Source organism: Bradyrhizobium nanningense (assembly GCF_004114535.1).
GTDB lineage: Bacteria > Pseudomonadota > Alphaproteobacteria > Rhizobiales > Xanthobacteraceae > Bradyrhizobium > Bradyrhizobium nanningense.
In genome coordinates this window covers 24,406-49,833 of record NZ_LBJC01000078.1, presented here as the reverse complement: position 1 = coordinate 49,833, position 25,428 = coordinate 24,406, and the positions used below count along the sequence as shown (strand labels likewise).

General features: G+C 65.4%; 22 protein-coding genes and 1 pseudogene. 11 read left to right on the top strand and 12 right to left on the bottom strand.

The annotated features are described in order from the left end of the window. Nucleotides 1-104: 104 nt before the first annotated feature. Genes odhB through XH84_RS35055 form a run of 4 tightly spaced genes read left to right on the top strand, consistent with a single transcriptional unit; the run spans nt 105 to nt 4,176 of the window. Nucleotides 105-1,340 carry a 2-oxoglutarate dehydrogenase complex dihydrolipoyllysine-residue succinyltransferase gene (gene odhB / locus XH84_RS35070; RefSeq protein ID WP_128918855.1) on the top strand — a complete coding sequence of 412 codons (1,236 nt, stop codon included), beginning with the start codon at nt 105-107 and terminating at the stop codon, nt 1,338-1,340. A 52-nt stretch (nt 1,341-1,392) separates the two neighbouring features. Beyond that, entirely contained in the window at nt 1,393-2,154 is a 762-nt protein-coding gene (locus XH84_RS35065; RefSeq protein ID WP_128918854.1) for an SDR family oxidoreductase, read from the top strand. A 56-nt stretch (nt 2,155-2,210) separates the two neighbouring features. Further along, the gene (gene lpdA, locus XH84_RS35060; RefSeq protein WP_128918853.1) at nt 2,211-3,611 is read left to right on the top strand and encodes a dihydrolipoyl dehydrogenase; all 1,401 of its coding nucleotides are present in this window, start codon (nt 2,211-2,213) and stop codon (nt 3,609-3,611) included. 34 nt (nt 3,612-3,645) lie between these two features. Further along, nucleotides 3,646-4,176: a hypothetical protein gene (locus XH84_RS35055; RefSeq protein WP_128918852.1), complete on the top strand. Its 531-nt coding sequence runs from the start codon at nt 3,646-3,648 to the stop codon at nt 4,174-4,176. A gap of 179 nt (nt 4,177-4,355) precedes the next feature. Here XH84_RS35055 and XH84_RS35050 read toward each other — a convergent pair whose 3' ends face one another. Both XH84_RS35050 and XH84_RS35045 read right to left on the bottom strand, forming a co-directional pair. Continuing rightward, nucleotides 4,356-4,943 carry a DUF4337 domain-containing protein gene (locus tag XH84_RS35050; RefSeq protein WP_128918851.1) on the bottom strand — a complete coding sequence of 196 codons (588 nt, stop codon included), beginning with the start codon at nt 4,941-4,943 and terminating at the stop codon, nt 4,356-4,358. 245 nt (nt 4,944-5,188) lie between these two features. Then, complete coding sequence (locus tag XH84_RS35045) at nt 5,189-6,154, bottom strand: tyrosine recombinase XerC (protein ID WP_128918850.1); 966 nt, start codon at nt 6,152-6,154, stop codon at nt 5,189-5,191. Nucleotides 6,155-6,276: 122 nt separating this feature from the next. On the opposite strand from XH84_RS35045, the gene XH84_RS35040 reads away from it, so the two are divergent. Beyond that, nucleotides 6,277-8,487, top strand: a complete 2,211-nt coding sequence (locus tag XH84_RS35040; protein WP_128918849.1) for a primosomal protein N' — start codon at nt 6,277-6,279, stop codon at nt 8,485-8,487. A 337-nt stretch (nt 8,488-8,824) separates the two neighbouring features. On the opposite strand, the gene XH84_RS35035 is transcribed toward XH84_RS35040, so the two are convergent. After that, entirely contained in the window at nt 8,825-9,322 is a 498-nt protein-coding gene (locus XH84_RS35035) for a septal ring lytic transglycosylase RlpA family protein (protein WP_128918848.1), read from the bottom strand. A gap of 682 nt (nt 9,323-10,004) precedes the next feature. Here XH84_RS35035 and XH84_RS35030 point away from each other — a divergent pair. From XH84_RS35030 to XH84_RS35005, 6 genes and pseudogenes are all read left to right on the top strand, one after another. Further along, complete coding sequence (locus XH84_RS35030; protein WP_128918847.1) at nt 10,005-10,565, top strand: F0F1 ATP synthase subunit delta; 561 nt, start codon at nt 10,005-10,007, stop codon at nt 10,563-10,565. Next, a complete protein-coding gene (gene atpA / locus XH84_RS35025; RefSeq protein WP_128918846.1) occupies nt 10,565-12,094 on the top strand; it encodes a F0F1 ATP synthase subunit alpha in 1,530 nt (509 codons plus the stop codon). Before XH84_RS35030 ends, atpA begins: the two co-directional genes overlap by 1 nt. Nucleotides 12,095-12,239: 145 nt before the next feature. Beyond that, nucleotides 12,240-13,112: a F0F1 ATP synthase subunit gamma gene (locus tag XH84_RS35020; RefSeq protein WP_128918845.1), complete on the top strand. Its 873-nt coding sequence runs from the start codon at nt 12,240-12,242 to the stop codon at nt 13,110-13,112. An 81-nt stretch (nt 13,113-13,193) separates the two neighbouring features. Beyond that, nucleotides 13,194-14,627, top strand: a complete 1,434-nt coding sequence (gene atpD / locus XH84_RS35015) for a F0F1 ATP synthase subunit beta (RefSeq protein ID WP_128918844.1) — start codon at nt 13,194-13,196, stop codon at nt 14,625-14,627. A gap of 92 nt (nt 14,628-14,719) precedes the next feature. Further along, nucleotides 14,720-15,127, top strand: a complete 408-nt coding sequence (locus XH84_RS35010) for a F0F1 ATP synthase subunit epsilon (protein WP_128918843.1) — start codon at nt 14,720-14,722, stop codon at nt 15,125-15,127. 149 nt (nt 15,128-15,276) lie between these two features. Next, a pseudogene (locus XH84_RS35005) lies at nt 15,277-16,929 on the top strand (adenylate/guanylate cyclase domain-containing protein). A 142-nt stretch (nt 16,930-17,071) separates the two neighbouring features. Here XH84_RS35005 and XH84_RS35000 read toward each other — a convergent pair. From XH84_RS35000 to XH84_RS34960, 9 genes are all read right to left on the bottom strand, one after another. Continuing rightward, the gene (locus tag XH84_RS35000) at nt 17,072-17,572 is read right to left on the bottom strand and encodes an RNA pyrophosphohydrolase (protein WP_128918842.1); all 501 of its coding nucleotides are present in this window, start codon (nt 17,570-17,572) and stop codon (nt 17,072-17,074) included. Between the two features lie 64 nt (nt 17,573-17,636). Continuing rightward, nucleotides 17,637-18,143: an RNA pyrophosphohydrolase gene (locus XH84_RS34995; RefSeq protein WP_128918841.1), complete on the bottom strand. Its 507-nt coding sequence runs from the start codon at nt 18,141-18,143 to the stop codon at nt 17,637-17,639. 77 nt (nt 18,144-18,220) lie between these two features. After that, nucleotides 18,221-19,429, bottom strand: coding sequence for a divergent polysaccharide deacetylase family protein (locus tag XH84_RS34990; protein ID WP_128918840.1), 1,209 nt, complete (start codon nt 19,427-19,429; stop codon nt 18,221-18,223). A 147-nt stretch (nt 19,430-19,576) separates the two neighbouring features. After that, nucleotides 19,577-20,935, bottom strand: coding sequence for a S41 family peptidase (locus tag XH84_RS34985; RefSeq protein ID WP_128918839.1), 1,359 nt, complete (start codon nt 20,933-20,935; stop codon nt 19,577-19,579). Continuing rightward, a complete protein-coding gene (locus XH84_RS34980; protein ID WP_128918838.1) occupies nt 20,932-22,257 on the bottom strand; it encodes a murein hydrolase activator EnvC family protein in 1,326 nt (441 codons plus the stop codon). Before XH84_RS34980 ends, XH84_RS34985 begins: the two co-directional genes overlap by 4 nt. Before the next feature lie 32 nt (nt 22,258-22,289). Continuing rightward, complete coding sequence (rlmH, locus tag XH84_RS34975; RefSeq protein ID WP_128918837.1) at nt 22,290-22,772, bottom strand: 23S rRNA (pseudouridine(1915)-N(3))-methyltransferase RlmH; 483 nt, start codon at nt 22,770-22,772, stop codon at nt 22,290-22,292. Nucleotides 22,773-22,867: 95 nt separating this feature from the next. Beyond that, the gene (gene rsfS, locus XH84_RS34970) at nt 22,868-23,224 is read right to left on the bottom strand and encodes a ribosome silencing factor (protein WP_100179365.1); all 357 of its coding nucleotides are present in this window, start codon (nt 23,222-23,224) and stop codon (nt 22,868-22,870) included. A gap of 208 nt (nt 23,225-23,432) precedes the next feature. Next, nucleotides 23,433-24,077 carry a nicotinate-nucleotide adenylyltransferase gene (locus tag XH84_RS34965; RefSeq protein WP_164936177.1) on the bottom strand — a complete coding sequence of 215 codons (645 nt, stop codon included), beginning with the start codon at nt 24,075-24,077 and terminating at the stop codon, nt 23,433-23,435. A 20-nt stretch (nt 24,078-24,097) separates the two neighbouring features. After that, nucleotides 24,098-25,393, bottom strand: coding sequence for a glutamate-5-semialdehyde dehydrogenase (locus XH84_RS34960; protein ID WP_128918836.1), 1,296 nt, complete (start codon nt 25,391-25,393; stop codon nt 24,098-24,100). Nucleotides 25,394-25,428: the final 35 nt, after the last annotated feature.

Genomic DNA, 25,428 nt, shown 5'->3' with positions numbered 1-25,428 from the left:
ATCGACGTCACGGCGCACCGGATCGCCCGCCCCAGTACGCAAGCGCGCACAAGGCGGGCGCTGACACATGAATTCAAGACCGCGATCTCCTTAAGGAAAAGACCATGACTGAAATCCGTGTGCCGACGCTCGGCGAATCCGTCACCGAGGCCACCATCGGCCGCTGGTTCAAGAAGGCCGGCGATCCCGTCGCCGTCGACGAGCCCTTGGTGGAGCTCGAGACCGACAAGGTCACCATCGAAGTCCCCGCGCCCTCCGCCGGCACGCTGAGCGAGATCGTCGCTGCCGATGGCGCAACCGTTGCCGTGGGTGCGCTGCTCGGTCAGATCACCGATGGTGTCGGCGCAGCGAAACCCGCCGCGGCACCCGCCAAGCCCGCCGCAGCTCCGGCGCCCGCCGCTGCTGCGCCAGCTCCGGCAGCCAAGGCTGCGCCGGCCGATGCCCCGCTGGCGCCTTCGGTGCGAAAACTCTCCGCCGAGACCGGCATCGATGCTTCCACCGTTCCGGGCTCCGGCAAGGACGGCCGCGTCACCAAGGGCGACATGCTCGCTGCGATCGAGCGCGCGGCCTCGGCGCCGACCCCGGTCAACCAGCCCGCCGCCGCCGTACAGGTCCGCGCGCCGTCACCGGCCGATGACGCGGCCCGCGAAGAGCGCGTCAAGATGACCCGGCTGCGCCAGACCATCGCGCGCCGCCTCAAGGACGTGCAGAACACCGCGGCCATGCTGACGACCTTCAACGAGGTCGACATGACCAATGTCATGGCGCTGCGGGCCCACTACAAGGATGCGTTCGAGAAGAAGCACGGCGCCAAGCTCGGCTTCATGGGCTTCTTCACCAAGGCCGTCGTGCAGGCGCTCAAGGACATCCCGGCCGTCAACGCCGAGATCGACGGCACCGACCTTATCTACAAGAATTATTATCACATCGGCGTCGCCGTCGGCACCGACAAGGGCCTCGTCGTGCCCGTGGTGCGCGACTGCGACCACAAGTCGATCTCCGACATCGAGAAGAGCATCGCCGATTTCGGCCGCCGCGCCCGTGACGGCCAGCTCAAGATCGACGAGATGCAGGGCGGCACCTTCACCATCACCAATGGCGGCATCTACGGCTCGCTGATGTCGACCCCGATCCTGAACGCGCCGCAGTCCGGTATCCTCGGCATGCACAAGATCCAGGAGCGGCCGATGGTCGTCGGCGGCAAGATCGAGGTCCGCCCGATGATGTATCTGGCGCTGTCCTACGATCACCGCGTCATCGACGGCAAGGAAGCCGTCACCTTCCTGGTTCGGGTCAAGGAGAGCCTGGAAGATCCGGCGCGCCTGGTGCTCGATCTCTGATCCCTGATGCTCTGCGAGCGCCGTCGCCCTTCGCGACGGCGCGTGTCGAACCATGGAGGCGCGCGTGACGGATAAAGTCGTTGTCATCACCGGCGGCAGCCGCGGAATCGGTCGCGCGACTGCTCTTGCAGTCGCCGCGCGCGGCTTCCGCGTCGTGGTCGGCTATGCCAGCAACAAGAAGGCCGCCGACGAGGTGGTGGCGCAGATCGAGGCCAGCAACGGCAAGGCCATCGCGGTGAAATGCGACGTCGCCGAGGAAAGCGATATCCTCGAATTGTTCAAGGCGGCGGACAAGTTCGGCACCCTCGGGGCGCTCGTCAACAATGGCGGCATCGTCGGCCAGAGCGGCGTGCGCGTCGATGAGATGTCGGCCGAGCGCATCCAGCGCGTGATGGCGGTCAACGTCACCGGCTCCATCCTCTGCGCGCGCGAGGCGGTGAAGCGGATGTCGACCAGGCACGGCGGCAAGGGCGGCGTCATCGTCAATCTGTCGTCGGTTGCCGCCAAGCTCGGCGCTCCCAACACCTATGTCGATTACGCCGCGTCCAAGGGCGCGGTCGATTCCTTCACCATCGGTCTCGGCTATGAGGTCGCGGCCGAAGGCATCCGCGTCGCCGCGATCCGTCCCGGCCTGATCGACACCGAGATCCACGCTGCCGGCGGCGAGCCCGACCGGGCCCATCGTCTGGCCCATATGGTGCCGATGAAGCGCGTCGGCACATCAGATGAAATCGCCAACGCCATCGTCTGGCTGATGTCGGACGAGGCCTCCTACGTCACCTCAGCCATTCTCGATGTGTCCGGCGGACGCTGACGCGCCGGCGGACGCTGACACATCCTCATCACGCTAAACTTACGGGACTTTCTCTCATGGCTACCTACGATCTCGTCGTCATCGGCACCGGACCGGGCGGTTATGTCTGCGCGGTGCGCGCCAGCCAGCTCGGCATGAAGGTCGCCGTGGTCGAAAAGAACGCCACGCTCGGCGGCACCTGCCTCAATGTCGGCTGCATGCCGTCGAAGGCGCTGCTGCACGCCTCCGAGATGTTCGAGGAAGCCGGCCATTCCTTCGCCAAGATGGGCGTCAGCGTGTCCGCGCCGAAGCTCGATCTTCCGGCGATGATGAACTTCAAGCAGCAGGGCATCGACGGCAACGTCAAGGGCGTCGAGTTCCTGATGAAGAAGAACAAGATCGACGTGCTGAAGGGCACCGGCAAGATCCTCGGCACCGGCAAGGTCGAGGTTGCCGCCGACGGCAAGTCGCAGGTGGTCGAGACCAAGGCCATCGTCATCGCCACCGGCTCGGACATCGCGCGCCTCAAGGGCATCGAGATCGACGAAAAGCGCATCGTGTCCTCGACCGGCGCGCTGTCGCTGGAGAAGGTGCCGGGCAGAATACTGGTCATCGGCGCCGGTGTGATCGGGCTCGAGCTCGGCTCGGTGTGGCGCCGACTCGGGTCCGAAGTCATGGTCGTCGAATTCCTCGATCGAATCCTGCCTGGCATGGACGGCGAGATCGCCAAGCAATTCCAGCGCATCCTGGAAAAGCAGGGATTTGCATTCAAGCTCGGTTCGAAGGTCACCGGCGTCGAAGTGAACAGCAAGGCACTGCTTGCGAAAATCGAACCGGCTGCGGGTGGCGCGGCCGAGACCATCGAGGCCGACGTCGTTCTCGTCTGCATCGGCCGCGTGCCGTACACCGACGGGCTGGGCCTGAAGGAAGCCGGCGTCGCGCTGGACGCGCGCGGCCGCGTCCAGATCGATCCGCATTTCGCTACCAGCCTCAAGGGCGTCTATGCCATCGGCGACGTCGTTGCAGGTCCGATGCTTGCGCACAAGGCCGAGGATGAGGGCGTTGCGGTGGCCGAGATCATCGCCGGCCAGGCCGGCCATGTGAATTACGATGTGATCCCGGGTGTCGTGTATACCACGCCGGAAGTGTCCTCCGTCGGCAAGACCGAGGAGGAGCTGAAGCAGGCCGGCACCGCTTATACCGTCGGAAAGTTTCCCTTCACCGCCAACGGCCGCTCCAAGGTCAACCAGACCACCGACGGCTTTGTGAAGATTCTCGCAGATGCGAAGACCGATCGCGTGCTCGGCGTGCACATTATCGGCCGCGAAGCCGGCGAAATGATCCACGAGGCGGCCGTTCTCATGGAGTTTGGCGGCAGTGCGGAAGATCTCGCGCGCACCTGTCACGCGCATCCGACCCGCTCGGAGGCCATCAAGGAGGCCGCGCTTGCAGTCGGCAAGCGGGCCATCCATATGTAACAACGCGCCCAGCACCGAATCGGGCGGGAAACACATGCTGCGCCGCCTCCTTCAACCGGTCTGGGTCCTGCTTGCGATCGTCTTCCTGATCGAAGCCTGGCTGTGGGACCATCTCGAGCCGATCGTTGCGAAGGTCGTCGCAGCCATTCCGCTGGCGCGCTTCAAGCAATGGCTGACGGAGCGCGTCGATGCGCTGTCGCCGGCCATGACACTGATCGTGTTCGCCGTGCCTGTCATCCCGCTGTTTCCGCTCAAGCTGGTCGGCCTGTGGCTGCTCACGCATGAGTACTGGACCAGCGCGGTCTTCACGATCCTGTTCGCAAAGCTGCTCGGCGTCGGCGTCACCGCCTTCGTGTTCGACGTGACGCGCGACAAGCTTCTGGAGATGCACTGGTTCGAGCGGATCTACGAGCTGGTGCTGAGGCTGCGCGCCAAGGCCGCCGAGCTGGTCGACCCGATCAAGCAGCGCATCCGCGAGCTGATCGCCGGCAACGGCGAGGGCTGGTCGTCACGGACGCTCCGCCTGATCCAGCGCTTCAGGAAGAGCGTGCACCAGGCGCGGTGAGCTGCCGGCCACATATTCGGTGTTCGCCACACACTCGCTGTCATCGCCCGGCTTGACCGGGCGATCCAGTATTCCAGAGACAGAGAGATTAGAACCGAGAAGCCGCGGTGTACTGGATGCCCCGGTCAAGCCGGGGCATGACACTGTCTGTGTGGCGTCAAACCGCGCGCCTCAACACCCTAATGCAGATGCAACAGATGCGGCCACCACAGGCCGAGCGCGGTCATGAACAGGCCGGCGAGCGTCAGGATGCCGCTGACATAGGCCAGCGCGAACATGCCGGTGATGATGGTGGCCGAGGCCAGCACGATGCCGATCTGGAAGGCGGCCGAGGCCAGCTCGAAGTGATGGTATTTCGCGGTCGCCTCGTCGCGGTCGTGCTCGGCATGCTTGGCCTTCTCGGCGAGCTGCTCGGTGCCTTCGCCGGTCTCGGGCTCGGAGCGGTAGCGCTGCGCCGTCTTGGTCCAGTCGTCGACCTGCTTCTGCACGGCGGGCTTCTGCGCCTCGTCCGCGGCGGCGAGCGTGAGCTTGCCCTGTTCGGCCGCGGTCGCCACCACGGTGCGGCGGATGCTCTTGGCCTGGAAGAACGCCCAGAGGTTGGCGGCTTCGACGTTCTTGCTGATCGATTCGGTCTGGGCGCCTTTGCCGAGCGTCTCCGAGACCGCCAGGAACAGCGCCAGCACGGCGATCAGGAGCGCGATCTTCTTGTTCGAGCCGGACGCGTGTTCGGCGTGCTCGGCATGCTCCATGCTTTCATGTGCGCTCATAAGTCCCTCCTGCCTCGGTTCCGCAACGATTGACCGAACCGCGCGGCGTGCGCAAGAGGCCTGAGCGCTATGACGTCAGTATGTCAGCGGCTCTCGTGTCCCGGACGCGGCGCAGCGTGTAACGCTGCGACGCTGAGCCTGGACCCAGAAGCTACAGGCGATCACGCGCTGGGATGGGCCCCGGCTCAGCAGCGCACCGCTAAGCAGCGCTGCGCTGCGTCCGGGGCACGAGAGCTCGCCAAGTGTCACCGCCGCGGATGCGCGCTGGCATAGACCTCCAGCAGCCGCTCGGAATCGATGCCGGTATAGACCTGGGTGGTCGAGAGCGAGGAATGGCCGAGCAATTCCTGGATGGCGCGCAAGTCGCCGCCGCGCGAGAGCAGATGGGTGGCAAAGGAATGACGCAGCGCGTGCGGCGTGGCGCTGTCGGGCAGGCCGAGCGCGCCGCGCAGCCGCTCCATCGCGAGCTGGATGATGCGCGGACTCAGGGGACCGCCGCGCGCGCCGACGAAGATCGGGCCCTCCGCCGGCAGCGGATACGGGCACATCGCAACGTATTCCTGCACCAGCTCGAGCACGTTCTGCAGCACCGGCACCATGCGGGTCTTGTTGCCCTTGCCGGTGACGACGAGCACGTCGCCTTCGCCTGCCTTCGGCACCTCGCGGCGCTTCAGGCCGAGTGCCTCGGAGATGCGCAGGCCGGAGCCGTACAGAAGCGCCATCACCGCGGCGTCGCGCGCCAGGATCCAGGTTTCGCGATCCTCGCCGGCGCGCTCGTCGGCATCCGCAAGACGTTTAGCCGAGGCCATCGGCAATGGTTTCGGCAGGCTCTTCGCCACCTTCGGCGCGCGAATGGCGGAGAGTGCGCCGACCTTGCCCTTGCCCTCGCGTTCGAGGAAGCGCCCGAACGAGCGCAAGCCTGCGAGCGCACGCATCAGGCTGCGGCCAGCGATGTCGTCGGCCCTGCGCATCGCCATGAAGGCGCGCACGTCGGTCGCTTCCAGCGCGGCGAAGCGCTTGAGCGTGACGCGTTCGCCCCAATGGGCACAAAGGAAATCCAGGCATTGCCGCAAGTCGCGGCCATAGGCCTCCAGCGTCTTCGGCGACAGCCGCCGCTCGGCGCCGAGATGCGACAGCCAGCGCGTCATCTCCTGCGCGATCGAGGGATCGGCGCTGGCGAGCTCGATTTGGGGTGCGGCGGCTTTGCTCATCGCTCTGGACGGAATGATTCCGCTCAGTATATCGCATCACACTTGTTTATCGTTCGCTAAGGCGGGCCCCCGACGCTACCTTGACGCCTCCGGGTTCCGATTCTCCCTGCAAAGACCAGTTGATGGATCATTCGTCGCGCCGCACGACCACCCCCGCCAACGCGACCGGCATGGTCGACGTGCTGGTGCCGGTCGCGCTCGACCAGACCTATTCCTACAAGGTGCCGCGTGGGATGGAGCTGAAGGCGGGCGATCTCATCGGCGTGCCGCTCGGGCCGCGCGAGGTGCTGGCGGTGGTCTGGGGCGAAAACGCCAATCCGGATCCACGCCTGCACAACCGCCTCAAGGAGGTCAGCGAGAAGCTCGACATCCCGCCGCTGAAGCCCGAGCTGCGCCAGGTGGTCGACTGGGTCGCCAATTACACGCTGAGCCCGCGCGGCATGGTGCTGCGCATGTGCCTGCGGATGGGCGAGAATCTCGGCCCCGAGCGGCTGCGTCCCGGCGTGCGCCTCGTCGGCGATCCGCCGAAGCGGCTGACGCCGGCGCGGCAGCGCGTGCTCGAGGTGCTGTCAGACCGGCTGCTGCATGGCAAGTCCGAGGCGGCCAAGGAGGCGGGCGTCTCGGCCGGCGTGATCGACGGCCTCGTCGATGAGGGCACGCTCACGGTCGAGCCGATGCCGCCGCCGGCGCCGCCGCCGGTCCCCGATCCGGAGTTCGGCCGGCCGGATTTTTCCCCGCTGCAGCGGGCCGGCGTGGATGCGATGCGCGCGCTCGCGGCCAACGGCACCTTCCACGTCGCGCTGCTCGACGGCGTCACCGGCTCGGGCAAGACCGAGGTCTATTTCGAGGCGGTGGCGGAAACCATCCGCCGCGGCAAGCAATCGCTGATCCTGATGCCGGAGATCGCGCTTACCGGCCAGTTTCTCGATCGCTTCGCGCAGCGTTTCGGCGTGCGCCCGATCGAGTGGCACTCCGAGCTCACTCCGCGCACCCGCGCGCGCAATTGGGCGGCGATCTCCTCAGGCACCGCGCCGGTCGTGGTCGGCGCGCGCTCGGCGCTGTTTCTTCCCTACGCCAATCTCGGCCTGATCGTGGTCGATGAGGAGCACGACCAGGCCTACAAGCAAGACGAGGGCGTGCATTATCACGCCCGCGACATGGCGGTGGTGCGCGCGCATATCGCCAAGATCCCGGTCGTGCTGGCCTCGGCGACGCCGTCGGTCGAATCCGAGGTCAATGCGCGCAAGAACCGCTATCAGCGCATCGCGCTGCCCTCGCGCTTCGGCGGCCAGCACATGCCGCATATCGAGGCCATCGACCTGCGCCGCGAGCCGCCCGCGCGCGGCCGCTTCATCTCGCCGCGGCTTGCCGGCGAGATCAGGACCGCAATCGAAAAGCGCGAGCAGGCGCTGCTGTTCCTCAATCGCCGCGGCTATGCGCCGCTGACGCTGTGCCGTGCTTGCGGCCATCGCTTCGCCTGCACCATCTGCGATGCCTGGCTGGTCGATCACCGCTTCCGCCAGCGCCTGGTCTGTCACCATTGCGGCTTCTCGATGCCGCGCCCGCATCTCTGTCCGAACTGTTCGGCCGAAGAATCGCTGGTCGCGGTCGGGCCCGGGGTCGAGCGCTTGCAGGAGGAGGCGGCCGCGTTGTTCCCGCAAGCCCGCACCATGGTGCTGTCGAGCGATCTCATCACCTCGATCGAGACGATGCGCATCGAGCTCGCCGAGATCGCGGAGGGCCGCGTCGACATCATCATCGGCACCCAGCTCGTGGCCAAGGGCCACAACTTTCCCCGCCTCAATCTGGTCGGCGTGGTCGACGCGGATCTCGGCCTGTCCAACGGCGATCCCCGTGCGGCGGAGCGCACCTGGCAATTGCTCAACCAGGTGATCGGCCGCGCCGGGCGCGAGCAGGGCCGCGGCGTCGGCTACTTGCAGACGCACCAGCCCGACCATCCCGTGATGAAGGCGCTGATCGCCTGCGACCGCGAGGCCTTCTACGACAGCGAGATCGAGCTGCGCGAGAAGACGCTGTATCCGCCGTTCGGCCGGCTCGCGAGCTTGATCATCTCCGCCGGCGACCGCCCGAGCGCGGAAGGCCTGGGCCGCAAGCTTGTTGCGCTTGCGCCGCGCGACGAGCGCGTCGTCGTGCTCGGCCCGGCGGAGGCGCCGCTCGCCGTCATCAAGGGCCGCTACCGCTTCCGCATCCTGGTGAAATCGGCGCGTGGGTTTGATCTGTCGGACTATTTGCGCAACTGGCTCGCGGTCTGTCCGAAGCCGACGGGCAATCAGAAGCTCGAAGTCGACGTCGATCCGCAGAGCTTTTTGTAGAGGCGGCGCACACTCTCTCCCCGTCATTGCGAGGAGCTCTTGCGACCAAGCAATCCAGAATCCCTCCGCGGAAAGACTCTGGATTGCTTCCGCCTTCGCCAAGGCTTCGGCGGACAAGTCGCTCCGCTCGCAATGACGGCGAGACAGCAGTGCGCACTCTCGCCTCTCGTGCCCCGGACGCAGTGCAGCGCCCCTCAGCGCTGCGCTGCAGAGCCGGGACACGCTCGGCAACGACGGGCCAAACAAAAAGCCCGCGGTCCCCCAAGACCGCGGGCTTGTTTCGTGCGCGCATCAAACTGATGAAAACTGCGCGTTCGATCAGACGCTTGATCGCGCCTTAGGAGACGACTTCCGCGGTGACGCGGCCGACGCCGGCGCCGGTGAGGCCGATGGCGCGGGCGGCGCCCGTGGAGAGGTCGAGAACCCGGCCGCGAACGAACGGGCCGCGGTCATTGATGGTGACGATGACGCTCGAGCCGCGATGGGTGACGCGCAGCTTGGTGCCGAACGGCAGCGAGCGGTGCGCCGCGGTCAAGGCGTTCTGGTTGAAGCGCTGGCCCGAGGCCGTGCGGCTGCCGGACTCGTTGCCGTAATAGGAGGCCATGCCGGAGAAGCTGTGGCCGGTGCCCGAGGTCGGATTCATCGACGCATTGGCGTTGCGCCAATCGGAAGTCGCGTTGGAATCGGCCTGAGCCTGGTGGCGGTGGTGATGCCGGTGATGCCGGGATTTGGCGGAAGCTTCGGTGGCAGTTCCACCGATGAGGAGAGTTGCGGCAACGAAAGCGATCGCCGTGCGCGGCCGGGTCGCAAAGCCCAGCGTCTTGAAAGACAGCATTTAGTGGTCCCTAAGCTAGTATTGCCACATATGTGGCTAGTGGAGCCCCCATCAGTTTGCGAGCGGTTTGGCGTTTCGATTCCCAATGCGGCGTGATTTGGGCAGTAAATCCATTCTGTGTCGTCATGAAACATCTTGTTACTCGAAGCCGATATTCAGCTGATGTTCCGTAATCTTCGCCTTTAACGATTCATTAACCTATTGATTACTTCAAAGTACTGTAAAACGAAGTCATCGCTTCCAGAGTTTAGAATTGGGTAAGTATTCGGCGAGTGGAACTCAGGGCGCCGGAATCACGCCTCAGCGATCTGTGTTCATGGCCGCTATGCGCTGGAGGCAGGAACCAATGAGAGGGAGGGCGGCGAGAGGCCCCGCCAATTTGCGACCCGGCAGGTCGCCATCCGAGTCCCTGGTCAGTCCTGATCCGATCTTCGGATCAGGCCGTCATCGACCTGGTGCAGCGTGTGACGAACTGTCGACAGAACCTCGTGCCTTTAATTTGGCGTCATGTTGCACCTGCGCGCCTGCTATGTTAGCAAAGCCGCGATTTTAACGAGCCCGGCACGTTCCGTGCTGGTCGAAAATCGAAGTCCCGCTTGAATTCCAAGGGCTTGGATCGCTAGGCGCCGCTTCGTGGCGACGGTTTTTCCCTTGCGAGTTTGACAGCAAAAAGAGCACGTCTGTGGCTGCAGAAGATACGTCCGTTTCCGGTGTGTCCGGCCGTTATGCAACGGCCTTGTTCGAACTGGCCCGCGACCAGAAAGTGGTCGACGAGGTCAAAGCCGATCTCGAGAAATTCGAGGCGCTGCTGAACGAGAGCGCCGATCTCAAGCGCCTCGTCCGCAGCCCGGTGTTCGCGGCCGACGCCCAGTCCAAGGCCCTCGCGGCCGTGCTGGACAAGGCCGGCATTGCCGGGATCTCCGCCAATTTCCTTAAAGTGCTGACCGCCAACCGCCGCCTGTTCGCGGTGGCCGATGTCATCCGCGCCTACCGCGTCCTCGTTGCCAAGTTCAAGGGCGAGACGACGGCCGACGTGACCGTGGCGGAAGCGCTCTCTGACAAGAATCTCGACGCCCTCAAGGTTGCCCTGAAGTCGGTGACCGGCAAGGACGTCGCGCTGAACCTGAAAGTCGATCCCGCGATCATCGGTGGCCTTGTCGTCAAGCTGGGCAGCCGCATGGTCGATGGTTCGCTTCGCACCAAACTCAATTCGATCAAGCACGCGATGAAAGAGGCAGGCTGATGGACATCCGCGCCGCGGAAATTTCCGCGATCCTCAAGGACCAGATCAAGAATTTCGGCCAGGAAGCTGAAGTTTCCGAAGTCGGACAGGTGCTGTCCGTCGGCGACGGTATCGCCCGCGTCTACGGTCTGGACAACGTCCAGGCCGGTGAAATGGTCGAGTTCGAGAACGGCACCCGCGGCATGGCGCTGAACCTCGAAACCGACAACGTCGGTGTCGTTATTTTCGGTGCCGACCGTGAAATCAAGGAAGGCCAGACCGTCAAGCGCACCCGCGCCATCGTGGACGCGCCGGTCGGCAAGGGCCTGCTCGGCCGCGTCGTCGACGCGCTCGGCAATCCCATCGACGGCAAGGGTCCGATCCAGGCCGACAAGCGTATGCGCGTCGACGTCAAGGCGCCCGGCATCATCCCGCGCAAGTCGGTGAGCGAGCCGATGGCGACCGGCCTCAAGGCGATCGATGCCCTGATCCCGATCGGCCGTGGCCAGCGCGAGCTGATCATCGGCGACCGTCAGACCGGCAAGACCGCGATCGCGCTCGACACCATCCTGAACCAGAAGCCGCTCAACGCGCAGCCGGACGAGAACATCAAGCTGTACTGCGTCTACGTCGCGGTCGGCCAGAAGCGTTCGACCGTTGCTCAGTTCGTGAAGGTGCTGGAAGAGCAGGGCGCGCTCGAATATTCGATCGTCGTCGCCGCCACGGCGTCGGATCCGGCGCCGATGCAGTACATCGCGCCGTTCACCGGCTGCACCATGGGCGAGTACTTCCGCGACAACGGCATGCACGCCGTCATCATCTATGACGATCTGTCCAAGCAGGCCGTCGCCTACCGCCAGATGTCGCTGCTGCTGCGCCGCCCGCCGGGCCGCGAAGCCTATCCGGGCGACGTGTTCTATCTGCACTCCCGCCTGCTCGAGCGCGCGGCGAAGCTGAACAAGGACCAGGGCTCGGGCTCGCTGACGGCGCTGCCGGTCATCGAAACCCAGGCCAACGACGTGTCGGCCTACATCCCGACCAACGTCATCTCGATCACCGACGGTCAGATCTTTCTGGAGACTGACCTGTTCTTCCAGGGCATCCGTCCCGCGGTGAACGTCGGTCTGTCGGTGTCGCGCGTTGGTTCGTCGGCGCAGACCAAGGCCACCAAGAAGGTTGCCGGCAAGATCAAGGGCGAGCTCGCGCAGTACCGCGAAATGGCGGCGTTCGCGCAGTTCGGCTCCGACCTCGACGCCTCGACCCAGCGCCTGCTGAACCGCGGCTCGCGCCTCACCGAACTCCTGAAGCAGCCGCAATTCTCGCCGCTGAAGATGGAAGAGCAGGTCTGCGTGATCTGGGCCGGCACCAACGGCTATCTCGATCCGCTTCCGGTCAACAAGGTGCGTGCGTTCGAGGACGGTCTGCTGTCGCTGCTGCGCGGCAAGCACGTCGACATCCTCAACGCGATCCGCGACAGCCGCGACCTCTCCGACGACACCGCCGGCAAGCTGAAGTCGGTGGTCGAAGGCTTTGCGAAGAGCTTCGCGTAACGGCAAGCATGGCCGGATCCGTCCGGCCATGACCGCTTCGCGAGAGGCGAACCAATAAGAAGCGTGCCCGGCGCCCGGCCGGGCATTGTGGTAGGGACAGGCTAGCGGTCCGACGCTTCAGTCGAATCGCCGGGGTGAACGAAGAATGGCGTCACTTAAAGACATGCGCGTCCGCATCGCCTCCACCAAGGCGACGCAAAAGATCACCAAGGCCATGCAGATGGTCGCGGCCTCGAAGCTGCGCCGCGCGCAGACCGCCGCCGAAGCTGCGCGTCCCTATGCCGACAAGATGAGCGCGGTGATCTCCAACATCGCCAGCGCCGCCGCGGGCTCGCCCGGCGCGCCGGTGCTGCTGGCCGGCACCGGCAGGGACCAGGTTCACCTGCTGCTGGTCTGCACCGGCGAGCGCGGCCTGTCCGGCGCCTTCAACTCGTCGATCGTGCGCCTCGCCCGCGAGCGCGCTTTGGCGCTGATGGCGCAGGGCAAGGACGTGAAGTTCTTCTGCGTCGGCCGCAAGGGTTACGAGCAGCTGCGCCGCCAGTTCGACAAGCAGATCGTCGAGCATCTCGACCTGCGCAGCGTCCGCCAGCTCGGCTTCGTCAATGCCGAGGACATCGCCAAGAAGGTGCTGGCGCGTTTCGACAACGGTGAATTCGACGTCTGCACGCTGTTCTATTCGCGCTTCCGCTCGGTGATCGCGCAGATCCCGACCGCCCAGCAGATCATTCCGCTGGTGGTCGAGGAGGGCGCTGCCGCCAACACGACGTCTTACGAATACGAGCCGGAAGAGGACGAGATCCTCGCCCGTCTTCTGCCGCGCAATCTCGCGGTCCAGATCTTCCGCGCGCTGCTCGAGAACAACGCCTCGTTCTACGGCGCGCAGATGAGCGCGATGGACAACGCGACGCGCAACGCCGGTGAGATGATCCGCAAGCAGACGCTGGTCTACAACCGCACGCGTCAGGCGCAGATCACCAAGGAACTGATCGAAATCATCTCGGGCGCCGAGGCCGTCTGATCAAGACGCTTCAGTACCCACTCAACCCAACATCCCGGTCGTAGACCGTGGCTTAGAAGTTCGGATCGAAGGAGACATTCAATGGCAGCCCAGGTCGGTCGCGTCACCCAGGTCATCGGCGCCGTCGTCGACGTGCAATTCGAAGGCCACCTCCCGGCCATTCTCAATTCGCTCGAGACCAAGAACGGCGGCAACCGCCTGGTGCTCGAAGTCGCCCAGCATCTCGGCGAGTCCACGGTCCGCACGATCGCGATGGACACCACCGAAGGTCTGGTCCGCGGCCAGGAAGTGACCGACACCGGCGCTCCGATCCGCGTTCCCGTCGGCGAAGGCACGCTGGGCCGCATCATCAACGTCATCGGCGAGCCGATCGACGAAGCCGGTCCCGTCAAGACCGAAGGCCTGCGCGCCATCCACCAGGAAGCGCCGACCTACACCGACCAGTCGACTGAAGCTGAGATTCTCGTCACCGGCATCAAGGTCGTCGATCTTCTTGCTCCATATGCAAAGGGCGGCAAGATCGGCCTGTTTGGCGGCGCCGGCGTCGGCAAGACCGTGCTGATTCAGGAGCTGATCAACAACGTCGCTAAGGCGCACGGCGGTTACTCGGTATTCGCCGGCGTCGGCGAGCGCACCCGCGAGGGCAACGACCTCTATCACGAGTTCATCGAGTCCAAGGTCAACGCAGATCCGAAGAACCCCGATCCGAGCGTGAAGTCGAAGTGCGCGCTGGTGTTCGGTCAGATGAACGAGCCGCCCGGCGCCCGCGCCCGCGTCGCGCTCACCGGCCTCACCATCGCGGAAGACTTCCGCGACCAGGGCCAGGACGTGCTGTTCTTCGTCGACAACATCTTCCGCTTCACCCAGGCCGGCTCGGAAGTGTCGGCGCTGCTCGGCCGTATTCCGTCGGCGGTGGGTTATCAGCCGACGCTCGCCACCGACATGGGCGCGCTGCAGGAGCGCATCACCACCACGCAGAAGGGCTCGATTACCTCGGTGCAGGCCATCTACGTTCCGGCCGACGACTTGACCGACCCGGCGCCGGCGACCTCGTTCGCGCATCTTGACGCGACCACCACGCTGTCGCGCTCGATCGCCGAAAAGGGCATCTACCCGGCGGTGGACCCGCTCGACTCGACCTCGCGCATGTTGCAGGTGCACGTCGTCGGCGAGGAGCATTACACGGTCGCCCGTCAGGTCCAGCAGGTGCTGCAGCGCTACAAGGCGCTCCAGGACATCATCGCCATTCTCGGCATGGACGAGCTTTCGGAAGAGGACAAGCTGACCGTGGCCCGCGCCCGCAAGGTCGAGCGCTTCATGTCGCAGCCGTTCCACGTCGCCGAAATCTTCACGGGCTCGCCGGGCAAGTTCGTCGACCTCGCCGACACCATCAAGGGCTTCAAGGGCCTGGTGGAAGGCAAGTACGACCACCTGCCGGAAGCCGCCTTCTACATGGTCGGCACCATCGAAGAGGCCGTCGAGAAGGGCAAGAAGCTGGCTGCTGAGGCGGCCTAAGGGCGAATGGCGAATAGGGAGTAGCGAATAGATTCGCTGCTCCCCCTAGGTTCGCCACTCGCCATTCGCTATTCGCTACTCGCAGGTACACCATGGCCACCTTCCATTTCGATCTCGTGTCTCCGGAAAAGCTCGCCTTCTCGGGCGAGGTTGATCAGGTCGACATCCCCGGCGTCGAGGGTGACTTCGGCGTGCTGGCCGGGCATGCGCCGGTCGTCGCGGCGATCCGCCCCGGCATTCTCACCATCAGCACCGCTGGCCGCCACGAGAAAGTCATCGTGCTCGGCGGCCTCGCCGAAGTCTCCGAAAGGGGCCTGACCGTGCTCGCCGACGTCGCGACGTCGCTGGCCGAGCTCGACCGCGCCCAGTTCGCCGAGACGATCGCGGAGATGGAAGAGGGGCTGAAGGAGCACGAAGGCGGCGAGCTCGATCACGCGATCGAGCGGCTCGACCACTTCAAGAGCATCCAGCAGCAGCTCAACTCGACGGCTATGCACTAAGCCCCGGGGCACCGCTCCGGGGCCAAGCTCGAAATTTCTGAATAGATTCAGCGCTCGTCACCGACCGTGGCGGGCGCTGAAACTTTGTTGCACCGTGCTACCGATCGCGGCATTCTCCTTGTGAATGTTGTTCCCGGGGCGGGGCGCAGATGAAACGCAAGATCGCAGCGATCTTCGCAGCCGATATTGCCGGTTACTCGAGGCTGGTCGCGGAAGACGAGGAGGAGACGCTGCGGCGCCTGGCCTCCTATCGCGAGGTCGTCGACGATTTCATCGCCAGGGCCAGCGGGCGCATCTTCAACACGGCCGGCGACGCCGTGCTCGCGGAATTCCCCAGCGCCGTCGATGCGGTGCGCTGCGCGATCGACATCCAGGAAAGCTTGCGTACCCGCAACATGGCCTATCCGCCGAGCCGGCAGATGTCGTTCCGCATCGGCATCACCATCGGTGACGTGGTCGAGCGCGACGGCGATCTGTTGGGCGACGGCGTCAACATCGCGGCAAGGCTGGAAGGGCTCGCCGAGGTCGGCGGCATCTGCGTCTCGCGCGCGGTGCACGAGCAGGTCGCCAACAAGCTCTCGGTACAGTTTGCCGATATCGGCGCGCAGGAGGTGAAGAATATCCCGACGCCGGTGCACGCCTACATGGTGGCGATGCGGCGCGAGGACGGGGGCTATGGCAAGCCGCAGCTGAAGAAGCCGGCCTCCAAGCTCGCCGCCGCCCCGGTGTAAATGTGGCCGCTGGCGGTCGCGGTGGTCTCGATCGTCGGCATCGGTGTCACCGGCTTTCTCTACAACACCAAGCTCAAGCAGACCGCGAATGTCGCAGCGGCGCCGGCCGTGACGCCCAGCGCAACACCGACGTCGAGTGCCGCGGCGTCGAGCCCAACGCCGACCCAGCTGGCCAAGGCCCCGATGACACCGCCCAATGCCGGCGCCGCGATGGCACCAATGCCGATGCCCTCGCCATCGCCGATGGCCGGCAAGCTTGCGGCGGATAGCGTGCCCTTCATCAACGAGCGCGTGCGCAATTTCCTCGCCGGCGATTATTCCGCTGCCGGCGACTACAAGGCCTTCGCGCTCAATGTCGGCGGCTTCACCGGCTCGGCGCTGAACCAGGCAAGCGAGGAGGCCGCGCGCAACGCCGCGCTCGAGCAATGCCAGAAGCGCGCCGATGCCGCGCAATCGCCGCGGCGCTGCGAGCTCTATGCCGTCGGCAACACGATCGTCTACACCCACGGCAAGCCGCCGATGCCGCCGCCGCCCTACGTCCGGCATGATGCGATGACCGAGCGGGCCTTCGCGTCTAAGGATTTTCCGATCGTGCGCGAGCCGCAGAAAGTGCGGATCGAGAACATATTCGTGCCGGCGGCGAAATCCCGCTCGGTCGCGCTCGGCCCGGGCGGACAATATTTCATGGTGCTCGGCGCCTCATCCGCCGAGGAGGCGGCGCGGCGGTCGCTGGAATCGTGCGGCGCGATCGCCGGCGTCGCGTGCATGGTCGTCGCGGCCGACGACAATTTCGTCGTGCCGATCCCGACCCTGTTCAGGACCACCGGCTTCTTCCATGCCGCCTCCAACGCCTCGATCCTGGCCGATGCGCGCGGCGAGGTGGTGCGCAAGCTCGGCGACGCCATGGGCTGGAATGCGGTCGCCGTCGGCACCGCCGGCCGGCCCGGTCTCGGCCTCAAGGCCGCCGACGAGCAGGCCGCCGTCAATTCCGCCCTCGTCGACTGCGCCAAGCGCGACAGCGATTGCCACGTCATCGCGGTCGGCCCGTTCACGGTGGGACCTGCGAATTAGCTCTCAATGTGATGAGCCTCGACCGACGCTGCGACGGCGGAGGGAATGAGAGAGTGGGGCTCTCTCCAACCGTAAATTTCCGGCGAAAATATCTCAACGATTTCAACCCCGTTTTACTGTGCATGGGGTTGTTTTCGCGGTTTTAGTTTCCGAAGGGCGCGAAGTGCTGGGCCACAGCACGGTAAACCTCCCGCCGGAACGGCACCACGAGATCGGCGACGCGGTCGAGGCGCTCCCAACGCCAGGCGTCGAACTCTGCGGGCTGGCCGTTGCGGGGCGTCAGCGGGTCGATCTCGTCGTCGCGGCCGGTGAAGCGCAGCGCGAACCATTTTTGCCGCTGGCCGCGGAATTTCGCCAGGCGATGCGTCTGCGGGCCGTCGTAAGGCGGGAATTCGTAAGTGAACCAATCGGTCTCGCCGAGATAGTCGGCGCTGACGACGCTGGTCTCCTCCCAGAGCTCGCGCATCGCGGCATCACGCAGGTTCTCGTCCTCGTCGACGCCGCCCTGCGGCATCTGCCAGTCGAGCCCGGGCAGGATGATCTCAGGGCCATCGCCCTTGAAGCGGTGGCCGATCAGCACGCGGCCGTCGGCATTGAAGAGGGCGATGCCCACGTTGGGGCGGTAGGGTTTTTGATCAGTCACGCGCGCATCTCTCGTCGTCTTTCCAGGCGATGCCTTAGCACCGAACCCGGAACGGCGATCTGAATTAATCCTCCGCCAGCGCGGAAAATTCCTGCACCACGCGCTCATAGACCGGGCGCTTGAACGGAATGATCAGCCCGGTCAGATTCTTCATCGGCTCCCAGCGCCAGCTGACGAATTCGGCCTTGTGGCCGCCGCCGCCGGGCTTTTCGACGTTGATCTCGCTGTCCTTGCCGGTGAAGCGCACCGCGTACCATTTCTGGCGCTGGCCGCGGTAGCGGCCCTTCCAGGCGCGTCCGGCGACCGTGCGCGGAATGTCGTAAGTGAGCCAGTCCGGGACCTCGCCGAGCCGCTCGACCGAGCGCACGCTGGTCTCCTCATAGAGCTCGCGCTTGGCGGCTTCCCAGGTGTCCTCGCCGGGATCGACGCCGCCTTGCGGCATCTGCCAGACATGGGTGTCGTCGACATGTTCGATGCCGCCGGCGCGGCGGCCGATGAACACCAGTCCCTTTGTGTTGATCAGCATCACGCCGACACAGGTCCGGTAGGGCAGATCCTCGTAACGCGCCATTCCGCCAGACCTCTCGCATGCTGCCGGTACGGCTTGACCCGCCCCCGCCAGGACAAGTGCCGTACCAATTTGTTGATTTAGCTGGATTTTGATTTCAGCATCGCGGTTGTCAATGGCACCAAAAGAATACCCCGGTCGCCCAATGTCTTGGTCCAGGCGGCGATGCGGTCGATCGAGACCGGGAGGGCGGAGGCCGTGCCGACGGCGATGCCGCGCTCGCGTGCCGCCGATTCGAGCTTGTTCAGGGCGCGGTCGATCTCGGTCGCCGTCGGCACCACGTCGATCGCAATGTCGCCCTTGCCGAACGGCATGGCCTGGTTCGCTGCCGCCTGGGCTGCGATGCTGCGGGGTGAGGAGCCGTCGTCGAAGAAGCCGAGGCCCCGCTTGGCGGCCTCGCGGATGATCGGCTGCATCGCCGGCTCGGTCGCGATGAAGCGCGCACCCATGAAATTGGCGATGCCGGCATAGCCCTGCATCCGGCTCAGATGCCAGTACAGGCGGTCCATGTTCTGGTCGGCGCTGAGCGAGGTCAGCAGCGTCTGCGGACCCGGGTCGTTGTCGGGAAAATCGTAGGGCTCCATCGGGATCTGCAGGAAGATCTCATGGCGCTGCGCGCGGGCCCGTTCGGCGAGCTTGCCGGGATCGGCGCCATAGGGCGTGAAGGCCAGCGTCACCGCCCCCGGCAGCTTCATGATGGCGTCGGTGGTCTTGGCGGCGCCGACGCCGAGGCCGCCAATCACGATGGCGACCACCGGCATCTTGGCGGCCTTGGCGCGATCAGCCTCCGCCGCATAGACATTGAACGGCTTCAGATCGCCGGCGACCATGGGGATCATGCCGTAGCGGGACTTCTCCAGCAGCTTCTGGTCGATCCCGGCCATGACCGCCGGCGGGGCTGACGCTGCGGCATCGCCCTTATCGGCGGCTTCGCCGGCACCGATCACCACGTCGTGGCGGGCGCCTGTGGAGCCGTCGATCATGGTTACGGTCTTCTGCTCACCGGGAGCGGCCTGCTTCGGCGCTTCCTTGGTCTCGTGCTTGCTGTCCTGAGCGGCGGCCGGCTTCTCGTCCGCCGCCTTGTCGATCGGCTTGATCGCAATCCGTGTCATCGGCTCGCCGCCGAGCGGATCCTTGTTGAAGATGGCGAAGCCGGCAAAGGTGACCAGGAACAGGCCGAGCAGGACGGCGAGCAGCTGCATGGCCGTGAACGGCAGCCGCAGCCGGCGTTTCCGGCGCGGCTTGTCCTGTCCGAGCGGGGCGCTCAGATCATCGGCCGTTTCAGTCATGCGCGATCCCGAATCACTGCGAATGACGATACCACGCCGAGGTCAAGCGGCGGCAGGCCGGGATAGGCCGGGGATGCCAGGAGTTCCCAAGCAAAAAGGGCGGCTCCGGGAGCCGCCCTTTGCGTTGGGATCGCGTGAGACGCCGACCTAGTTCGCCGCTTTGGGCTTGTCGGTCGTGGCCTTGGTGTCGCCGCCAGGCGTGGGCGCCGCCGAGGCGCTGTTCTTGATGCCGTGGAGCAGGTCGCCGGCGAGCTTGAGCGCCTTGTCGTCCTTGGCGTCCGGCGGGACGTAGGACTGCGAGCCGGTCTTCTCGTCGCCGTCGTTCTTGAGATGGCCGCGCAGCGAAGCCTCGCCCTTGGTGTCGGTGCGCGCCTTCAGCTCGTCCGGCACGTCCTGCAGCACTTCGATGTCGGGAACGATGCCCTTGGCCTGGATCGACTTGCCGGACGGCGTGTAATAGCGCGCCGTGGTCAGCCGCAGCGCGCCGTTGCCCGAGCCGAGCGGAATGATGGTCTGCACCGAGCCCTTGCCGAACGAGCGGGTGCCGACGATGGTCGCGCGCTTGTGGTCCTGCAGCGCGCCGGCGACGATCTCCGACGCCGAGGCCGAGCCGCCATTGACCAGCACGATGACCGGCTTGCCCTTGGTGAGGTCGCCCGCATGCGCGGTGCGGCGCTGGGTCTCCTCGGCATTGCGGCCGCGGGTCGAGACGATCTCGCCCTTCTCCAGGAAGGAGTCGGAGACGGTGACCGCTTCCTCGAGCAGGCCGCCCGGATTGTTGCGCAGGTCGATGATGTAGCCCTTGAGCTTGTCGCCGATCTGATTCGAGAGGTTGGTGACCTCGCGCTTCAGGCCTTCGGTGGTCTGCTCGTTGAAGGTGGTGATGCGGATATAGGCGATGTCGTCCTGCTCGACGCGCGCGCGCACCGAGCGGACGCGGATGTTGTCGCGCACCAGGGTGACGTCGATCGGATTGTCCTGACCCTTGCGGATGATCTTGAGCTTGATCTTGGTGTTGACCGGGCCGCGCATCTTCTCGACCGCCTGGTTCAGGGTCAGGCCCTGCACCGCCTCGTCGTCGAGATTGGTGATGATGTCGTTGGCCATGACGCCGGCGCGCGAGGCCGGCGTGTCGTCGATCGGCGAGACCACTTTGATGAGGCCGTCTTCCATCGTGACTTCGATGCCGAGGCCGCCGAACTCACCGCGCGTCTGCACCTGCATGTCGCGGAAGCTCTTGGCGTCCATGTAGCTCGAATGCGGATCGAGGCCGGTGAGCATGCCGCTGATGGCGGATTCGATCAGCTTGGTGTCGTCGGGCTTCTCGACATAGTCGGAGCGCACGCGCTCGAAGACGTCGCCGAACAGATTGAGCTGGCGATAGGTGTCCGCGGTGGCCGCTCGCGCGCTGGAGCCCATGAACACCGCGCGGGGCTGGGTCACGAACAGCGTCAGCGCCGCACCGGTGGCTGCGCTGAGGAGGATTACTGAAGTCTTGCGCATCATCCGCGAACCTTCTCGCCTTCATTTGCGGCCCACCATGGGCCTGGATCGATTGGAGTGCCGTCCTTACGGAACTCGACATACAGCACAGGTTGACTCGCGTTCGTCGCGAGAATGGAGGCGACTTGAGATGTCGACCCCATGGTCGCGACCGGCTCCCCCGTGAGCACAAACTGTCCGATGTTGACCGAAATACGCTCCATACCGGCGATCAGGACATGATACCCGCCCCCGGCATTGAGGATCAAGAGTTGTCCATAGCTGCGGAACGGGCCGGAATAGACCACCCAGCCGTCACACGGCGTTGTGACCTGGGAGCCTGGCTTAGTTGCCAGCGAAATGCCTTTCTGGACCCCGCCGACCCCGTCGGAACCGCCAAAATCCCTGATCTTGTTACCATTAACCGGAAGCGGCAGGAGACCCCTAGCCGAGGCAAAGGCGATCGCGGGGGTGGTCCGGGACCGGTCCTTGAATGCGCCCGGACCTGACTTGGCGCTGGCGGCCGCCTTGGCCTCGGCCTGCTTTGCGGCCTCGGCGGCCTTCTCAGCGGCCTTGGCGGCGCTTTGCAGATCCTGCTCCATCTTGGTGATCAGGCCCTGGAGATCGCCGACCTGCTTTGAAAGCATGATCGCGCGCGAGTTTTCGGCGTTGAGATCTTTTTCGCGCGCCGCCTGCTGGCGCTGCCGCTCGTCGACCAAGGCCGTGAGCCGGGTCTGGTCGCTGCGGACCCGGTCGCGGTCCGAGGCGAGCTGGTCGCGCTCGGTGGCGATGGTCTTGCGCAAGGCCACGAGTTCGCCGAGCTCGCTTGCGATCTTTTCGGCGCGGCCGCGCAATTCCGGCACCACGGCGCCGAGCAGCATCGCCGTGCGTAAGGATTGCAGCGCATCTTCGGGCCGCACCAGCAGCGCCGGCGGCGTGCGCCGGCCGGCGCGCTGCAACGCCGCCAGCACCTCGACGATGTCGGCGCGGCGCGAATCCAGCGACGCCCGCATCTCCTGCTCGCGGCCGTTCAGGTTTCGCAGCCGCGCCTCCGTGTCGTCGATCTTGGTCTCCACGGCGCGCACATTGGCTGCGGTGTCGATCAGCTGCTGATTGAGCTGGGTGCGGTCCTGGCCGAGCGCGGTGATCTCGGCCTTGAGCTTGGCCTGTGCTTCCTCCGCGCTCTTCTGCCTGGCGCGGGCGGCTTCCAGCTCCTGCTCGCGCTGCTTGATGGCATCGGGCGAGACGGCTGCGGTCTGGGGCGCCGGGGTCGCCGTCTGAGCTTGCGCGAGGCTTGTGCCGGCAACGCTTGTGATCAGCAACAGGTTGAGGAGCGGCGCTCGCATCGTGTCGGCAAAGGTGCTCGTTGTGGCGCGCATCACGCGCGGTGATAGGGGTGGCCGGCCAGAATGGTGGCGGCCCGGTAAAGCTGTTCCAGAAGCATGACGCGGACCATTTGGTGCGGCCAGGTCGCAGAGCCGAACGCGATCGCGAGCTTGGCCTTACGGCGCAATTCGGGCGAAAGTCCGTCCGCCCCTCCGATCACGAAGATAGTATGTCCGGCGCCTTCGTCCCGCCAGCGCGCAAGATGCCGTGCGAATACGGTGGAATCGAGATTCTGGCCGCGCTCGTCCAGCGCCACCAGGATCGATTTTTCCGGAATATGCGCGGCGATCGCCGCGGCCTCTTCGCTCATCCGCGTCGCAGTGTCGCGCGCGCGGCTCTCGGGGATTTCGTGGATGCTGAGCTCGCGGAATCCGAGCTTGCGGCCGGCCTCCTCGAAGCGCTCGAAATAGCGGTCGGCAAGCTCCCGTTCGGGGCCCTGCTTCAGCCGGCCCACCGCAATGACAGCAACACGCATGATCTCTTCAGGGTCGCGTTTTCAACACCGCGCGCATGATGCGCGCGCACGACGCTAGCATGCGCGTCAGCCGATTCGAAATCGGCCCGATGAGCCTAGATCGCCTTCGCCGCCCCTGGGCCCTGAGTGTACAATCGCTCGAGATTGTAGAACTCGCGGACCTCGGGTCTGAATACGTGCACGATCACGTCGCCGGAATCGATCAGCACCCAGTCGCAATTGGGCAAGCCCTCGACATGGATGTTCTTGATACCGTTTTCCTTCAGGCTCTTGGTGACGTTTTCCGCGATCGCGCCGACGTGCCGGTTGGCCCGGCCCGTGGTGACGATCATGTAGTCGGAGTACGCCGATTTGCCGCGAAGGTCGATGGTGACCGTCTCTTCCGCCTTCATGTCCTCGAGGCGGGAGAGGATCAGGCTCAGCGTCTTGTCGGCGTCGGGTTGCGCCTTCAAGGCCGCAGCTTTGGTCGATGTTTTACGCGTCGGCTTGGCAACCTTGGGTAAAACAGACTTGGACAATACAGATGTGGTCAGGGACCATTCCTTTCACTGTATCGCGAACGCCGAATCCGGCGCCCACCGGCTACACTACATCATGTGGGGTTAAGGGTTTCAATATGCCAGAGAGGCGGAAGTCCACACCACCTTCGTCCCCTCCGTCTCACGTCGTTCCCTTCCAGCTCCCGTCCGGGTTCCGCAGGCCCGTCGAGGACAGATTCAGCTTCAATCCGGTCAGAAATACCCAGGCCGGCGCTGGGCGATCCGCAAGCAGGGCCGCCTTATCCTCGGGCAGACGGTAGCGCGATAACGCCTGGGCTGCGGGGGAGGCGAGGGCGCGAAAGCTCTGCGGCGGACGGTCGATGACTGCGACCGGCACCTGGGCGGCGATGCGCCGCCAGTCCTGCCAAAGGTGGAATTGAGCGAGATTGTCAGCGCCCATGATCCAGACAAAGCGCAGGCCCGAGAAGCGGCGGCGCAAGGTGTTGATCGTGTCGATAGTGTAGCGCGTACGGATGACGGATTCGAGACAGCTGACCTCGATGCGCGGATCGTTCGCGACCTCGCGCGCGGCCCGCATGCGCGCGCCGAGCTCATGCAGCGTGCCGTTCTCCTTCAGCGGATTGCCGGGGGTGACCAGCCACCAGACCCGATCGAGCTGCAATCGCTTGAGCGCGAACTGGCTGATGGCGCGATGCGCCTGATGCGGCGGATTGAACGAGCCGCCGAGCAGGCCGATGCGCATGCCCTCCGTGTGGGGCGGAGCCGCTTGCGCCACGGAACGCGGCAAGACGAAATTGTTGCTCAATGCCCCGCGCCTCGCGACGTTTACGGCCGGGTCTGCCCGGTGCCGTGGACGCGATATTTGAAGCTCGTCAATTGCTCGGCGCCGACAGGCCCGCGGGCATGGAATCGGCCGGTGGCGATGCCGATCTCGGCACCGAAGCCGAACTCGCCGCCATCGGCGAACTGCGTCGAGGCGTTGTGCAGCACGATTGCGGAATCGACCTCGCTGAGGAATTTCTTCGCGGCAGCCTCATCGGCGCTCACGATCGCATCGGTGTGATGCGAGCCGTGGTTCTGGATGTGCGCGATCGCGCCGTCGACGCCGTCCACCACCTTCGCCGCGATGATCGCATCGAGATATTCGGTGTCCCAATCGTCTTCGCTGGCGGGTTTTACGCGCGGGTCCGTTTTCTGTACCGCGTCGTCGCCGCGCACTTCGCAGCCGGCATCTAACAGCATCTCGACCAGCGGTTTCAGATTCTTCGCAACAGCGGCGCGATCGACCAGCAGCGTCTCGGCCGCGCCGCAGACGCCGGTGCGGCGCATTTTTGCGTTGAGCACGATCGACTTCGCCATGGCGAGATCGGCGCTGGCATCGACATAGACGTGATTGACGCCTTCGAGATGCGCGAAGACAGGCACGCGCGCTTCTTGCTCGACGCGCGCGACGAGGCTTTTTCCTCCGCGAGGCACGATCACGTCGATCGCGCCATTCAATCCTGACAGCATCATGCCGACCGCGGCGCGGTCGCGCGTCGGCACCAGCGTGATCGCAGCCTCGGGCAGGCCGGCTTCGCGCAGGCCCTGCACCAGGCATGCATGGATCGCCCGGCACGAACGGAAACTGTCCGAGCCGCCGCGCAGGATCACGGCATTGCCGGATTTCAGGCACAGCACGCCGGCGTCCGCGGCGACGTTCGGCCGGCTCTCGAAGATGACGCCGACGACGCCGAGCGGCACGCGCACGCGCTCGATGGTCATGCCGTTCGGCCGCTGCCAGCTCTCAGTGACGATGCCGACGGGATCGGCGATACCGCGCACGATGCCGATGCCCTCGGCCATGCCCTCGATGCGCGCCGGCGTCAGCGTCAGGCGGTCGATGAAGGAGGAGGTGGCATTGCCGGAGGCGCGGGCTTCAGTGACGTCTTCGGCATTGGCGGCGAGGATCGCCGCAGCTTGCTGACGGATCGCCCGCACCATGGCCTCCAGCGCCCGGTTCTTCTGCTCCGGCGGCGCCAGCGCCAGCACGCGCGCCGCAGCGCGGGCCCGGCTCCCGAGATCGGACATCAGGGCCTGAAGATCGGCATTGCCGTCGACAGCTTTGAGGGGGGCGGCCATGGGGGTCAAAACCTTCTGCTAAGGCGGTGTCCTAG

Coding starts and splice junctions, on each gene's coding strand:
- atpD (WP_128918844.1), top strand. CDS start 13,194: ATGGCAGCCCAGGTCGGTCGCGTCACCCAGGTCATCGGCGCCGTCGTC.
- lpdA (WP_128918853.1), top strand. CDS start 2,211: ATGGCTACCTACGATCTCGTCGTCATCGGCACCGGACCGGGCGGTTAT.
- XH84_RS35035 (WP_128918848.1), bottom strand. CDS start 9,322: ATGCTGTCTTTCAAGACGCTGGGCTTTGCGACCCGGCCGCGCACGGCG.
- XH84_RS35045 (WP_128918850.1), bottom strand. CDS start 6,154: ATGAGCAAAGCCGCCGCACCCCAAATCGAGCTCGCCAGCGCCGATCCC.
- XH84_RS35055 (WP_128918852.1), top strand. CDS start 3,646: ATGCTGCGCCGCCTCCTTCAACCGGTCTGGGTCCTGCTTGCGATCGTC.
- XH84_RS35050 (WP_128918851.1), bottom strand. CDS start 4,943: ATGAGCGCACATGAAAGCATGGAGCATGCCGAGCACGCCGAACACGCG.
- XH84_RS34985 (WP_128918839.1), bottom strand. CDS start 20,935: ATGATGCGCAAGACTTCAGTAATCCTCCTCAGCGCAGCCACCGGTGCG.
- XH84_RS34995 (WP_128918841.1), bottom strand. CDS start 18,143: ATGGCGCGTTACGAGGATCTGCCCTACCGGACCTGTGTCGGCGTGATG.
- XH84_RS34990 (WP_128918840.1), bottom strand. CDS start 19,429: ATGACTGAAACGGCCGATGATCTGAGCGCCCCGCTCGGACAGGACAAG.
- rlmH (WP_128918837.1), bottom strand. CDS start 22,772: ATGCGTGTTGCTGTCATTGCGGTGGGCCGGCTGAAGCAGGGCCCCGAA.
- odhB (WP_128918855.1), top strand. CDS start 105: ATGACTGAAATCCGTGTGCCGACGCTCGGCGAATCCGTCACCGAGGCC.
- XH84_RS34960 (WP_128918836.1), bottom strand. CDS start 25,393: ATGGCCGCCCCCCTCAAAGCTGTCGACGGCAATGCCGATCTTCAGGCC.
- XH84_RS35020 (WP_128918845.1), top strand. CDS start 12,240: ATGGCGTCACTTAAAGACATGCGCGTCCGCATCGCCTCCACCAAGGCG.
- XH84_RS34980 (WP_128918838.1), bottom strand. CDS start 22,257: ATGCGAGCGCCGCTCCTCAACCTGTTGCTGATCACAAGCGTTGCCGGC.
- XH84_RS35010 (WP_128918843.1), top strand. CDS start 14,720: ATGGCCACCTTCCATTTCGATCTCGTGTCTCCGGAAAAGCTCGCCTTC.
- XH84_RS35065 (WP_128918854.1), top strand. CDS start 1,393: ATGGAGGCGCGCGTGACGGATAAAGTCGTTGTCATCACCGGCGGCAGC.
- atpA (WP_128918846.1), top strand. CDS start 10,565: ATGGACATCCGCGCCGCGGAAATTTCCGCGATCCTCAAGGACCAGATC.
- XH84_RS35040 (WP_128918849.1), top strand. CDS start 6,277: ATGGATCATTCGTCGCGCCGCACGACCACCCCCGCCAACGCGACCGGC.